Annotated in this window: 15 protein-coding genes; 7 read left to right on the top strand and 8 right to left on the bottom strand. The window is 41.8% G+C overall.

Annotation, left to right across the window (positions count from 1 at the left end; genetic code table 11):
- From ACTNES_RS04140 to ACTNES_RS04125, 4 genes are all read right to left on the bottom strand, one after another.
- Nucleotides 1-525, bottom strand: coding sequence for an RNA polymerase sigma factor (locus ACTNES_RS04140; protein WP_262655559.1), 525 nt, complete (start codon nt 523-525; stop codon nt 1-3).
- Nucleotides 526-713: 188 nt separating this feature from the next.
- Nucleotides 714-1,616, bottom strand: coding sequence for a BRO-N domain-containing protein (locus ACTNES_RS04135; RefSeq protein WP_235250478.1), 903 nt, complete (start codon nt 1,614-1,616; stop codon nt 714-716).
- A gap of 30 nt (nt 1,617-1,646) precedes the next feature.
- A complete protein-coding gene (locus ACTNES_RS04130; protein WP_235250477.1) occupies nt 1,647-2,549 on the bottom strand; it encodes a hypothetical protein in 903 nt (300 codons plus the stop codon).
- Nucleotides 2,550-2,639: 90 nt separating this feature from the next.
- Nucleotides 2,640-3,386, bottom strand: coding sequence for a sigma-70 family RNA polymerase sigma factor (locus tag ACTNES_RS04125; RefSeq protein WP_227078340.1), 747 nt, complete (start codon nt 3,384-3,386; stop codon nt 2,640-2,642).
- A gap of 240 nt (nt 3,387-3,626) precedes the next feature.
- Between ACTNES_RS04125 and ACTNES_RS04120 the strand changes: the two genes are divergently transcribed.
- From ACTNES_RS04120 to ACTNES_RS04100, 5 genes are read left to right on the top strand one after another with little or no spacing between them, the layout of a single operon-like run.
- Nucleotides 3,627-3,821 carry a transposon-encoded TnpW family protein gene (locus ACTNES_RS04120; RefSeq protein ID WP_235250476.1) on the top strand — a complete coding sequence of 65 codons (195 nt, stop codon included), beginning with the start codon at nt 3,627-3,629 and terminating at the stop codon, nt 3,819-3,821.
- Between the two features lie 16 nt (nt 3,822-3,837).
- Nucleotides 3,838-4,167 carry a DUF3847 domain-containing protein gene (locus tag ACTNES_RS04115; RefSeq protein WP_235250475.1) on the top strand — a complete coding sequence of 110 codons (330 nt, stop codon included), beginning with the start codon at nt 3,838-3,840 and terminating at the stop codon, nt 4,165-4,167.
- Nucleotides 4,091-4,534, top strand: a complete 444-nt coding sequence (locus ACTNES_RS04110; RefSeq protein WP_235250473.1) for a hypothetical protein — start codon at nt 4,091-4,093, stop codon at nt 4,532-4,534. Before ACTNES_RS04115 ends, ACTNES_RS04110 begins: the two co-directional genes overlap by 77 nt.
- Nucleotides 4,509-5,978, top strand: coding sequence for a MobQ family relaxase (gene mobQ / locus ACTNES_RS04105; RefSeq protein ID WP_235250472.1), 1,470 nt, complete (start codon nt 4,509-4,511; stop codon nt 5,976-5,978). Before ACTNES_RS04110 ends, mobQ begins: the two co-directional genes overlap by 26 nt.
- On the top strand, nt 5,902-6,648 hold the full coding sequence (locus tag ACTNES_RS04100; RefSeq protein WP_235250471.1) for a DUF6040 family protein: 747 nt from the start codon (nt 5,902-5,904) through the stop codon (nt 6,646-6,648). The genes mobQ and ACTNES_RS04100 overlap by 77 nt, the downstream gene beginning before the upstream one ends.
- A gap of 97 nt (nt 6,649-6,745) precedes the next feature.
- Here the strand turns inward: ACTNES_RS04100 and ACTNES_RS04095 are convergent, their stop codons facing one another.
- Entirely contained in the window at nt 6,746-7,603 is an 858-nt protein-coding gene (locus ACTNES_RS04095) for a MerR family transcriptional regulator (RefSeq protein ID WP_235250470.1), read from the bottom strand.
- Nucleotides 7,604-7,729: 126 nt separating this feature from the next.
- Nucleotides 7,730-7,969, bottom strand: a complete 240-nt coding sequence (locus ACTNES_RS04090; RefSeq protein ID WP_055213328.1) for a DUF6061 family protein — start codon at nt 7,967-7,969, stop codon at nt 7,730-7,732.
- 594 nt (nt 7,970-8,563) lie between these two features.
- On the opposite strand from ACTNES_RS04090, the gene ACTNES_RS04085 reads away from it, so the two are divergent.
- The gene (locus ACTNES_RS04085) at nt 8,564-10,192 is read left to right on the top strand and encodes an LPD16 domain-containing protein (protein WP_441038602.1); all 1,629 of its coding nucleotides are present in this window, start codon (nt 8,564-8,566) and stop codon (nt 10,190-10,192) included.
- A gap of 4 nt (nt 10,193-10,196) precedes the next feature.
- A complete protein-coding gene (locus ACTNES_RS04080; RefSeq protein ID WP_055171222.1) occupies nt 10,197-10,400 on the top strand; it encodes a transposon-transfer assisting family protein in 204 nt (67 codons plus the stop codon).
- Nucleotides 10,401-10,799: 399 nt separating this feature from the next.
- On the opposite strand, the gene ACTNES_RS04075 is transcribed toward ACTNES_RS04080, so the two are convergent.
- Nucleotides 10,800-12,170, bottom strand: coding sequence for a relaxase/mobilization nuclease domain-containing protein (locus tag ACTNES_RS04075; protein ID WP_441038574.1), 1,371 nt, complete (start codon nt 12,168-12,170; stop codon nt 10,800-10,802).
- Nucleotides 12,119-12,460, bottom strand: a complete 342-nt coding sequence (locus ACTNES_RS04070) for a MobC family plasmid mobilization relaxosome protein (RefSeq protein ID WP_441038572.1) — start codon at nt 12,458-12,460, stop codon at nt 12,119-12,121. Before ACTNES_RS04070 ends, ACTNES_RS04075 begins: the two co-directional genes overlap by 52 nt.
- Nucleotides 12,461-12,987: the final 527 nt, after the last annotated feature.

Here is a 12,987-nt window from a genome sequence, read left to right as displayed (position 1 = left end):
TCAATCCTCCTTCAACAAATTCTTTAATAACAACCTCGCCCTTTGGATTCGATATTTCACAAGCGGTAATCCAACTTGCAGAAGCTCTGCTATTTCAGATAATTTCAAATCTCTAAAATAGTGGAAAATAATGACCTCCTGCAATTCATCAGGCAATTTTTTCAAAGCATCTTCGATTGCAATTTTATCAAAGATACCATCCAATTCCAAAATATCAGACATATCCCCTATCTCATTTGATGCACCATCCCACAAGTCATCCCTTGCCTTTTTATAATAATCACGACAAAGATTCCCGGCTATGGTATACATATAGTTTAGGGTTTTACCCATATAATGGTAATTGGAGAGTTTTTCAAAAAAGTGTACAAAGACCTCTTGCGTAAGATCCTCGGCGTATGATGTATCGGGACAGTGGTAGCAGCAGTAAGTTAATATAGATTCATAATATTTATGAACAAAAATATCAAAAGCTGCTTCATCGCCCCGCTTCATTCTCCTTATTAGTAAAAAATCTGCGTCCACTTACACCCTCCTTTCCCATTAGTGAAATCAAATTATCTTTCTATTATGTATAACGAATCAAATAAAGAAAAAGATAGGACAAAATAAAAAAAAGTTTGGTGCTGCCTGTCAAATCTTATCAATATGATACAAAAATAAGGGGCAGACCGTTAGCCTGCACCCTGTTTTAAGTTATTTTACGGTAATTATTATTTATTGTTTTCAGTATCATCTAACAATTCTGGTGTAGTTGCATTGGTTTCTGACAAAACACTGTGTCCAAGCTGTTCTTCAAGTGCCTTGCGTGCATCCCCGGCGATTTTGCCACCTGCAATCGTAACTTCTTTTGTCTGTGAAAAACCTTCTGGCTGTCTACTTCGTGATATTTCAGTTGCAGAAACTTCGGCTAGGAGGTTGAGAGCAAGTTCCGTGTTTGTCATATTGTCACGCAGATTCTCTTTCTTTAATCCCTTTAATTTTTTATATTCCTGAACGGATTTCCCAGACCATGCGATGGTAAGAATATTGGTAAGTGTTGCGAATTCTTTTGATTCCTTTATACCTGCATTTTGCCATTCATCTGTCAATTCTTTTCTAATCTCAATGGTTCTGAGACGTTGTGAAATCCATTTATCTGAATACCCTTTTGCTTTATATGTAGCAACCGCACGTTCCATTGCTTTCTCTGGATCAGCAATTTCTTCCAATCTTTCTGCACCGACTTTTGCCAGCCATGTTTTAAATGGCTCAGCTTTTGGTGAAGGAATTGACTGAATGATTCTAAGAATTCCTTCTGTGTTGGCGGCCTGTGTTTTTCGCATCTTCCCATCAGGTGCTAACATTTGAAGTGGGGTACAAATTGTACCCCACTTGGATTCAAGTGCTTTGTCACGGGCACGCATCTTCTTGATATATTGTTTGGGGTCAGAACTATCAGTCAGTACCTGTACGACATCAACAATCGAAAGATACCATTCTTCTTCGCCGGAGTGCCAAACTTTTCGGATACTGTGGTCATTAAAAAATTCCAAATCTTCATCCACCATGTTTTTTTTGTCTATGGAAATGGCATTTGTTTTTCCTTCTTTGTCATCATAAATATATACTATCATTATGTTCCTCCCTTGATATTTCTATGTTGTTTATTCCTCATCCTTTTTCGCCCGACACTTATATACATTATACTGATTTTTACATTGCGGAGAACAGAACTGCACATTGGAGCGGCTGGCTACAAATATCTTTCCACAGTGCTTGCACAGTTTCAGCGTAGAGTTTTCATCCGTTATCATAAAGGAAAACATCATCTGAATGGCGAGCATCAGGGAATGGAAATCCCAGACAATGGTGGGCTTATCTAAAAGTTCTATGTGGTAAGTCGGTGCAATGCCGCCAAAACATTCCATTCCTTTTCGGTATACATTCCGTTCTGCTTCCTCCAACGTATCATAATCCTGATAATACAGAAAGCTGGTAACAAAGGTAAAAGCCCAGTCAGAGAATACCGTGGTAATCCAGTCATAGCTTTCAGCATATTCCTTTTGAAAGCTCATAAGCACTGCTTGTGGCTTATCTTGTAAAGTCATAAATACCGCAAACATTTCCCGGCTATCTGTATTCCACGTAGATTCCCGACCTTTTTTTAGAAAAGAGATCTTGTCAAAAGGAAAGAAGTAGGCGAGGTAATCTTCCGTAGAAAGCGTTTCCTGTTTGATGAAATGATTCTTGGGAAGATACACCGCATCATAGGTGATAAATTCCGGTGTGGTCGGAAGTGCGGTCATCAGTCCAAGAAGTCCAAAATGTTCTGCAAAGCTCTGAATCCTCTGTTTCAATTCTTCCATAGAAGCTTTTTTCTGCATAACATCAAGACCAATTCCAAGAGCGGTCAGTACCAGCTCCTTATACTCCTTGATGGGATTGTAAAGTGACATTACGGCATCTTTTGCCGGAGTAAGGTACAAAACGCCGTCAGTCGATTCTTTCCATTCATATTTATCATAACGTACCCAGTGAGCACTGGTGCGTTTAAAAATGTTATCCATATTTCTGATACCTCTGTTTCGTCATAAATGTCTATTTTTATTGTGAGTAATTGCTATAAACAAAATTCGATTACATTCCAATCATATCATCTATCCATCCGTACTGCAATGTCTTTCTAAAAAGTTTCGTTCCTTCATAGTTGTTGACAGTCCGTTATCACATTTATACTGCAAAACCGGAATCAGCTTTTTGTGAATCTTCCTTAAAATGGTTGCTCTCACCTTACGGATATTCCGGTCAGACTGCTCATACATTTTCGCAAGACAGCATGTACTGTAATCCCTGATATATAAAAAATAGAAAAGTGCTTTGTGCTTTTCACTTAATTCACTTAGTATCTGTGAGATATTGCTGTCGCATACAAGCTCCTGCAATTCATAAGGACAGTCAAATATTACATCTAAAAATTCGCCCTTCATCATTTGCTGCCAGTACACACTTTGAATGGGTGCCGGAATAACAATCTCATCCGGAGACATGTTGTACTCAAACGGAACCTCGGCATCATCCCGGCAGACCTCGTGATAACGCTCACGTCTTTCACGGTTTTTATCCTCTTTGTCCCATGCGTCAATGACATCTTCAAAATCTCCCTGTGTTCTGGCAGCAGCTTCCATTCTTGCAATGGCAGCTTTTCGCAGGTCTCTTTTTAATATCAGCCGTTCGGCAACCTCAGGTTCTGCCTGTTCCAGTAAATCCTCTTCCGGGATGAAAGCATCTTCTTTAGTTTCCTCTTCCAGTGAAATCGTCCATTTATAATGCTCTTCTTTTTCTATCGTATCATCTGATTCTGGATTATCCGAATTATCAAAATAAAAATCTTCTCTGCTCTCCATATAAAAATCCTTTTTCAAAAAATCTTTTCAAAACAGTTCCGTTTTGCATCGGAATTTTCTCCTTTAGGTGAAGAAGTAATTGTTTTGATTGAAACAGATTACTCGAATTCAAGAAAGGAGAAAACGGAAAATGAAAAAAGGAACGATTCACATTGCCATTCGTGCCCCAACTGCTATGCATTTATTATAACAAACAAGTGTTCGATTATCAATTGTTTATTGAAGGAATGGAGGGTTTTTATGGAGAAGAAACAGAATGGTGAAAAGTGTACCAGTACTTTTACAAAAAGAATTGGAAACACCACCTATCGTGTCAATGTGCATTTCGCAGAAAACACAACGGATACCGTAGAGGATAAGCTGCTACACCTGATGGGTACAGTGGCGCTTACAGATGAAATTTCATCAGCTACTGATGAAGCAGAAGCAGTTTAAAAGGAGGAACAATCTTATGGTTAGAACACAGAGAAGTATTGAGGAACGCATTTCTGAAAAGGAAATACAGTATGAGCAGGTAATGGAAAAGGCGAAACAGTATCAGGCGCAGATGAAGCGGCTCAAACAGCAGCAAAAAGCAGAGGAACGCAAGAAACGTACTCATCTGCTGTGTCAGATTGGAGGAATCGTGGAAAAGGTACTGGATCGTCCGCTGGTGGAGGAAGATGTGATGCGTCTTTTGAATTTCCTAAATCAGCAGGAACGAAATGGAAAATATTTTACCAGAGCAATGGAAAAATGCCCGGATACGGGCAGTGAAATGGAAGGTGCCAAGAATGAGTAATTTGGTATCTTCTTTTTATATGTTGGGAGTTGCAGAGGCAGAAATGCTTTTGCAATTCCCTTTTCTCGTAAGAGAGAAGGGCGCACTTATAGACAGGCAGAGCCTGTCTGATATAAGTTTGCCACAGGTGGCAACCGGTCTGCGCTTTGCTTGCCGGGCTCGTTCCGTCGGCGGGGCTTTCAGCCAGACCAAGTTGTGTACTTGGATGACAGCAACTTGTGCAGTTGCATCGCACTCTTCGCAGAGAGCGGTCTTGCAGACGGCTATTTGCCGGATACGGCAAAATGGTAAAGCAAAAACCGCCTATGCGGTTTTTCAATATCATACGGGGAGGTGGTACGATGGCAATTTTTCATCTTTCCATTAAGATAGTCAGCCGAAGCTCTGGAAAAGGTGCAGTTGCCGCAGCTGCTTACCGGGCAGGTGTCAAATTGGAAGAAAAGGAAACCGGATATACGCACGATTACACGAGGAAAAGAGGTGTAATCTATTCGGAGATTTTTCTCCCAGCCAATGCACCACAGGAATATCAGAACCGGGAAATTCTCTGGAACGAGGTGCAGAAAGTGGAAAAGAAATCGGATGCCCAGCTTGCAAGGGAAATTGAAGTGGCACTTCCGGTTGAACTTTCAAGGGAAGAACAGATTACACTTTTGCAGAATTATATTGCAGAAAATTTCACTTCCGCTGGAATGTGTGCGGATATGGCAATTCACGAAAAGCATGTGGATGGGAAAACAGTTTTGCACCAAAATCCCCACGCCCATATCCTGTTGACCACCAGAGGATTCAAGGAAGACGGAAGCTGGGCTCCAAAGGAAAAGAAAACTTATGCGCTTGATGAAAACGGAGAACGGATTCCACTGATGGATGAGAATACTGGTTTGCAGAAACTCGGAAAGCGGAATGAGAAGTTATGGAAACGTGTTACGGTTCTGTCCAATGACTGGAATAGTCAGTCCAATGCTGAAAAGTGGCGCAGTTCCTGGGCGGATATGTGCAACCAGTATCTTGCACCGGAGAATCAGATAGACCACAGGAGCTTTAAACGACAGGGCATTGAACGGATTCCCACGATTCACGAGGGATACGCAGCCAGACAGATGGAGCGGAGGGGGCTTGCTTCGGAACGGATGGAACTTAACCGTGAAATAAAGCGGCTGAACCAAATCATTTCCAAACTGAAAGATACTGTTTTGGGAATAGGGAAAAGGCTGATGGAACTAAAGGACAATTTAATGAAAGTGAGGATGCACTATGGAGAAAGAAATATTGCAAAACGAACTTCCAATACTGGAAGAGATGCTCGCACTTATGACAGAGCAGCAGGAACTGATACTGGAGATTACGGAGGAGCTGCAGGCGGCGAATCAGGACTTGGCACAGGAAGAGAAAGTAATCAGGGAAAAGGACAGACAGATCAATTCGTTGCAGTCATTGGTGCAGCAATTGAACGACGAAAACGAACAATTGACGAAGCTTTAGAGAGGAGAAAAGAGATTTATGAACGATTTGAGAGGTTACAGAGACTCAGATCTGCTGGCAATGCTGGAACAGATGGAGCAAATGCAGGCGGAACTTACGGAAAAGACCCAGACCATACAAGCATTAGAGAGCGAACTACAGCAGCTTCCGACCTTATCCGAATGGCAGAACGTGCAGGTGCTGATGCAAGAGCAAACGACGCAGCTTCAGGAGCAGTCATTAAAGATTCGCAGACAGGCAGAGCATATCGTGAAGCAGAACGAGAGCGACAGGATTCTGAAAGACAACGAAAGATTAAGGCTCGAAAACGAGGAATTGACCGATAAGGCAGATGCTGCTTTGCATAAGCAGAAACAGGCAGAACAGGATGCAGCTTATGCAAGAAGCCATATGAAGATTAAGGAAGTGGAGGTTGAGAGAAAAGTGCTGTATGAAAAGTGCAAAAACTGTAAACAGTCGTTGCTTGACAAGGCGATTGTTTCCTACCGTAACCGAAAAGAGTATTTGGAAAATTATTTGTTTCTTTTTATGATGCTTTGCACAACAACTATGATACTGACGGCTTTTCAGCAGGAGGCATTTTGGAAAGATACCGTGGATTTCTTTACCACTTTCTTGAATGGCTGTGGAAAAGTGCTGGTAATGATAGTTGACGCAGAATGTGGACTTGCACAACTGCTCGCCGACATGATTAGTCAGCCGATATGGGGCAATGTAGTATACTGGATTGCATTGACACTGTTCCTCATCTCAACTGGAATCCTGCTCTTTTTTATCTGTCATATGGCGTGGGATAAGAATAGAAAAAAGATACGGTCAGGAATCAATATGTGGACTGTATCCATTGCAATTCTGCTGTTGATGGTGGTTGTATATCTTGGAGATTATATCCGAATGATTTTACCGATTAACCTATTCCTGCTATGGTTGATAGGTGTTGGGGTATTGCTTGCGATTGGTATATATGTGGCTGAATGTAGTAAATATCACTATTAAGGAAGTACAGCCCGTCACGTTGATGTGATGGGCTGTATATTTCAGATTTGAAATTCTGTTTCACCTATAGAATGAGGAGATACATTTAGGCAAATATTTAGATTACCTGTCTGTTTGTGTAAAAAGACTCTATTGCCCGTGCAAAGAAATCAGAAGCCCCTTCACCGTATTTTTCGTCTATCATTGGTCTGATTTTTTCATTGCGGTAATATTGCGCCTGTGCCATCATAAAGCCTTTTTCTTCTTTTATCTGGGAAAACTGTTTCATAACAAAGCCATATTCTCCGACAAGCTCTTTTACTTCAAAAGAATCTATGTCACAATTCTGTTTTGCAATCAGTTTTTGCAAAATCGCTTCTATCCGTTTGTTATAGCTTTCTGCAACTTCTTTGCTGACGGGAGTTCGGGCAACAGACAGAAACTTGTCCTTTCCACCGTACCATTCAACTACCTTTGCATAGCCTTTCTGCATTTCTTCCGAAGATACGACTTCCATATAATGCTTTTTCCATTGTTCAATGCTACCAAATTCTTTAATTGCAATATTTCTCATATTCTCCGGCATATACTCAAGCATGGTTTGGAACATTTCTTCTACTTCTGTTTTGGTAAAAATTGTAAAATCCATTTTGTTCTCTCCTTTCAGAATGTCATCAATGCTGGCAATCAGACGTTCCATTCGTTCTTTCTTTGTTACCAACATTTTTCGCTGTACTTGTAAAATCTGATTTCTATCAAGAGCCGGATTGTCCAAAACAGCTTTGATTTCTTTCAAGGAGATATCAAACTCACGGAAAAATAAAATCTGTTGTAATGTTTCCAGTGCCTTATCGTCATAAAGCCGGTATCCCGCATCACTTTTTTCTGTTGGCTTTAACAACCCGATTTCATCATAATAGTGAAGCGTGCGAACGCTGATACCTGTTAAATCTGATATTTCTTTTACAGTTCTCATAGCTACTGACCTCCTGTTCTTGATAAGATAACTTTAAGCTATGACGCTCCGAGAGAGTCAATAGGTATTTTGAATTTTAGTATAACATTTTTCTGCTCTAAAGGAAAAAGGTTGTTTGATATTCAATTATAATAATTCAAGACTGTCCTCTGCATCTACCCACATCTGTAAATTTCCATCCAATGCCAATGTCGCATATTCCAGTGGCTCATCTATTGCCAGTGCATTTAAGGCGCATTGTGAACCGGGAGTTGTCCGTAAGCCATCTTCTGCAACATTGCAGTCAATTCTTAAAGTATATCCATTGAATGTTGTTACATCAATACTGTTATGATACATATCGTATTCCGCATAAATTAATCTCATTTTTATCTGTCCTTTCCGTTGAAAATTATCTAATACATCATTTTATCCATAGATACCCGAATTTTGTATAGTTCTTATTTTATCCCTCAGAAAGTCAAACTCATGGATATTGAAAATGACAAGGTATCCTATTACGTCATTGCCGATTTAAGCACTTGGGCAGAGAACAGCTCGGAAAGGAGCAAGCTGGAGCGTTTTGACAGCATTTCTGGAGCAATGGAAGCATTTCAGGCTTATCGTGGCAAGGATGCACAGTACAGCGATGACAAGGCAAGGACAACCTTTGGTGTCAGTGTACATGGCATTGAATTTGATGTGATCCATGTAAGGAATAACGAAAATGTCCTGTCCCTTGATTTTACCCACAGCAGTGAAGCAAAGGAAAGTAAGCATTTCATGGACGATTTGCAGATGTTGAGTGACAGTATCGGCATCGACAAGGTAAGAGTACACCGGGATATGACACCGGAGGAAGTGAAAGACTTTGTGAAGCAGCGTTTTGAACATCAGTTAAAACAGGGCGGTCTTGATGATATTTCCCTTTATATGAGCCGGTTTGATACGCTCTATGAACAAGGAAAGATGGAAAAGTTAATGCCTACTGCAAACCAAAAGCACATCGAAGAAAATGTACCGATTACGGAGTGGGACAATCCGTATTTTGAGGTAAAGGAGCCGGAGCAGATGGCATTTTCCATAAAAGATAAATTTGTCTGCATACAGACCTGTACGGAGGGCTATGATTATTCTGTTTTTGATGCGGATTACAGGCTGATTGACGGTGGTGTGTATGACAATCCTGACATTTCCATTCATGCGGCATTAAAGGACGTGCTGGAGGACTTTGGACTGTCAGAACAGGATAAGCGTATTCCGGTGGACTATGAGGAGCTTATGGAGAAAACAGAAGCGGTGGAGCGTGAGCAGTTAAATGAGCGTATACGGGCAGAAGCACCGGAAGCAGACAGTGTTGTTGCTGATTTCAAGGCAAAGACAGAGCAATTATTTAACGGGATCAACGGACAGACACAGGACGAAATAGAGCAGACGGTATGGGCATATCTGCAATCCAAGATTGACGAGTATGAGATAGATGTTGAGCTTGTGGATGTGGTGGTGTCCGGAAGCAGATGCAGAGGTCTGGAAAAAGCAGACTCCGATCTGGATGTGGTTGTGGAGTATAAGGGCAGGGAGCATGAAGATACTCTGTTCAATGCCTTTAATGAGGACGGTCTTATGATCGGCGGCATAAAGGTTGACATCAATCCTATCACAGAGGGCAAGACCGGAACACTTGCAACTTATCTTCCGGGAGTGGAGAGTTATCTTGCAGAGAAACAGGCAATGCAGAAAGCACCTGCTGTGGAAGTTATACCGGAGAAAACCGTTACCTTAACGGTTGCAGAGTGCGGCGAATTTCACAGTCTGGGAGAGTTCCATGAGAATATCGCAAGCGTGGAGGAAGCAATCGCTGTGTGGAAAAGCATACCACCGGAGCGCATGAACGGGATTCCGAGCATCAGCATTAACATACACACTGAGGGAACTGAGCGTTATGAGGACGTGGAAATGGATATTCTCTCCGGCAAGGTCATTGATCTGGAGGTCTTGGATTATGTACCGGACATAACAGACGATCCGAAAGCAATCGAGGTTATAGAGGAGCTGATTGACAAGTTGCCGGACATTGAGGTGCGTGGTTCACTGGAGAAGTGGCAGGCGGCTATCCTTGCTACGGAGATAGACCAGTTTTCCTATGATTATGACACCTATCAGTATCAGGATACGGTTGAGGACAGGGAAGCACAGGTTGCCAACATCACTGAGGACATCAGAAACGGAAATACCGGGTATCTGAATGACTTTCTCAATGCGGTCATTTCTGAAGGTGTCAGAGAGGGCATTACGGACATTTTCGGACAGGGTGTGGAGATTGATAACAGCGAAGCGGTTCAGACTGCGAGAAGGGCAAAGGAGCTGCTTGACAAACTGGCAGAATACAAGCCGCTTGCAAAGGTGGAGGAGCTTACCGAACAGAATTACAACATGATCGATAATGTCTTAAACAACGGAGCCGAGAAAAAGGAACAGGAACAGACCAAAGGTAGAATTTCCATAAAGGAGAAGTTGGCAGAGAAAAAGGCAGTCATAGAGCAGAGGGACAAGGCGGAACGTACTTCACCGGAAAAGGAAACCGAGAAAAAATCACAGAGGGAGATGTAAGAAGATGAGTAAATTCACAGTAGAAGAAATCAATTTCATGTGTGTGTTTGAGACACAGGACAGGACGGATATGATTGGACAGATTAGACAGGTAATGCCGCACATAAAGGATAGCGATATGGAGGAGCTTGGAGAGCAGGTGTTAGGTAAGCTCCAGAACATGACAGATGAGGAATTTGCAGAAATTTCTCTGGAAGCGGCAGAATGAATGTGAGTCGGTACTAGCAAAATTCGACACCACATGATATAATGTTTTTCAGTCAGATTAGAGCAGTAGGGATAGTCTTGCGGTTGTCCTTTCTGGAAACAGAAAGGAGGTCGGTATGAATACTTTAGAAGTGCTTACACTTTTACTGGTTGTATTTGCAGCCTTGACATACATAGACAATAAACATAACCGCAAATAAACGGAAAGGCTATCCTCTACGCCAATAGGGGATAGCCTGTAATCCGTTTGATTTTTAAACTGATTATTTGTTTCCGATTGTGCAACCGTTGGACACACCAAAATCCTTCGGTTTCTAAGCTGATTATAAACCAGCCTTGCGGATTTTGCAAGAGGTTTAGGAAAATAGGGGTGTTTCGGCACCTCTATTTTTTTACCTATTTACAGGTTCGGAGTATCTTTTTTCGTTTGTTGTTCCTGTGCCGGATCGGGCTGTATCCGTCCGAGATACTGATTGAGATTTTCCAACTTTCGATTTAGCTCACGCACTTCCTTTTCACAATCTTTATAGGTGGAAGTCAGTTCGCTTTTCTGCTTCATCAGTTCCTGATACTCTGCTTTTAGCTTATCGACATTCAAGCCCTTTAAGTTTATGCCCGCCTGTTCAAGCATACGTCTGGCGCCGCCATAAAGAATGATCTGGCTTTCGTATCTGCGGAAATATGCGTCAGGGTTCTTGGCTTTTTTGTAGCCGATATGATAGGAGCGGTTGTCTTTGTACTGCTGTGCATATTTGATGATTTCCGCAAGGTCTTTGATACGGTGTTCCAGTTCCACCACGCTCTGCTTTGCAGACTTTCCGGCTTCGGTTTTTACCGCAATTTTGTGTTCCAGTTCTGCAAGCGAACCAACCTCATTATAGCTCTGTGCGGCGATCTTTAAATTCTCAATGGTAGCCCACCTTTGTAGTCCCGGACTGTTCTGAAATTTCTCGTCAGAGGTGTCAATAAGTCTGCGGGCAGAGTAGTCTTTTTTGGGGATAATTGCCTTTCGTTCCCGTTTTCTTTCAATGCGTTCCCTGATCCGTTCCTTTGTGTATTCCTTTCCTAAAGACTTCGCACTGCCACGCACAAAACGCTCTTTATCCAGAGGGCGGAATGAGATGTATTTGGCAGCTCCTTTTTCAAAAGTTTCCCCTTTGATTTCATAACCTTTGGCTCTCATCAGAAGCAGAAATTCTTCGTAAGTGGAAGCCGACTTGATGCAGAAATTGATGTCCTTTCTGATCTGCGTTTTCCATGCAGAACCGTTCTGCTCGGACTGCCATTCTTTGTATTTTCTGCCACGCTGTGCCCCCGGAATGATGATGGAAAGATTGTGTTCCTTACACAGTTCATCACTCAGTTTCCGGATGTGGTAATAGGACTGTTTGCAGTCGTGATATTTGTTATGTTCGATGTTATCAGCGGCGCAAAAAATGATGTGATTATGGACGTGTCCTTTATCAATATGGGTGGTAACAACATACGAATATTTTCCCTCTAAAAGTTTATCTGCAAGCTCCTTTCCAATGCGGTGCGCTTCTTCAAAACAAACCTCTCCCGGAGCAAAAGCTTGTATCAGATGATAGGCTTTGTTAGGACTGTTTTCCCGGCAGTGGTCGAGGGTATATTTGAAGTCATAAGCTGCGGTTTCTGGAGAACAGGCATAAGAGGAAACAAACATTTTTTCATCGGTCTTTTCGGGGTTGCAGATGTAGTCTATCGCTTTATCAACGGTTGCTTTGATAGCATGGATTTTTGTGTACGCCATACTTCATTCATCAACTCCTTTACTTCGTCCATATCTTCCTTATAAATGTTTCCGGTGCTGTTTACCCGCTTGGCAATCTGGTTCAGATTTGAGCTGATCCGTCCAAGCTCCGTATTGTAATTTCTAAGATAACTGTAATCCACGTCATAGACATAGCCATACAAAATGAGCTTGCGTAAGAAAGCGGACTTGCTTTTCATGCCTGATACTCTGAACTTCTCGTCCAGGATATACTGCTCCTCATCATCGAGATAAAATTGCACCGGATTGGTGCGTTTTCTGTTTGCCATTTCTTTAACTCCTTTCTGGTTTTGGGTACAAAAAAACTGCTGTAAAATGTTCGATGTTTTACAACAGTTTGTTTCAAAGTGTATTCGATTTTTGGATAAAGTTATCCAAGAAAAATTGTAGCAAAATTGCAGAAGAAGGTCAATGATTTTGCTGTGAAAAGTGGCTCAAAAAATATAAGAGGGTTAGGGATACTTCCCTATGGAAATTTACGGGATATGCCTGTGGCATAAACGTAAATTTCAGCCCATGTGTCATGACATGGGCAGTGCTTGCTAAGGTTGTTTTTGGCACTCCCGGAGGGTGTGCCGGATGTTTTAAAATGTATAAAACTATAGAATCGTGATACATTTACATTACGTTTACATAGTTGCCCTAACTCACACGGCCCTAACTCACAATTCATATCTTGCTATTGTTCGGCTATCCGAGTATAATCATGCTGAAACCATAAGAGAAGGGATAGATGAAGCTATGGAATATATGTCTGCACCGCAGGCAGCGGAAAAATGGGGCATTTCAGAAAGGC

The organism is Blautia sp. HCP3S3_D9 (assembly GCF_052063845.1).
Classification (GTDB): domain Bacteria; phylum Bacillota; class Clostridia; order Lachnospirales; family Lachnospiraceae; genus Blautia_A.
The sequence above is the reverse complement of the archived record's forward strand: the minus strand, read 5'-3'. Positions and strand labels throughout refer to the sequence as shown.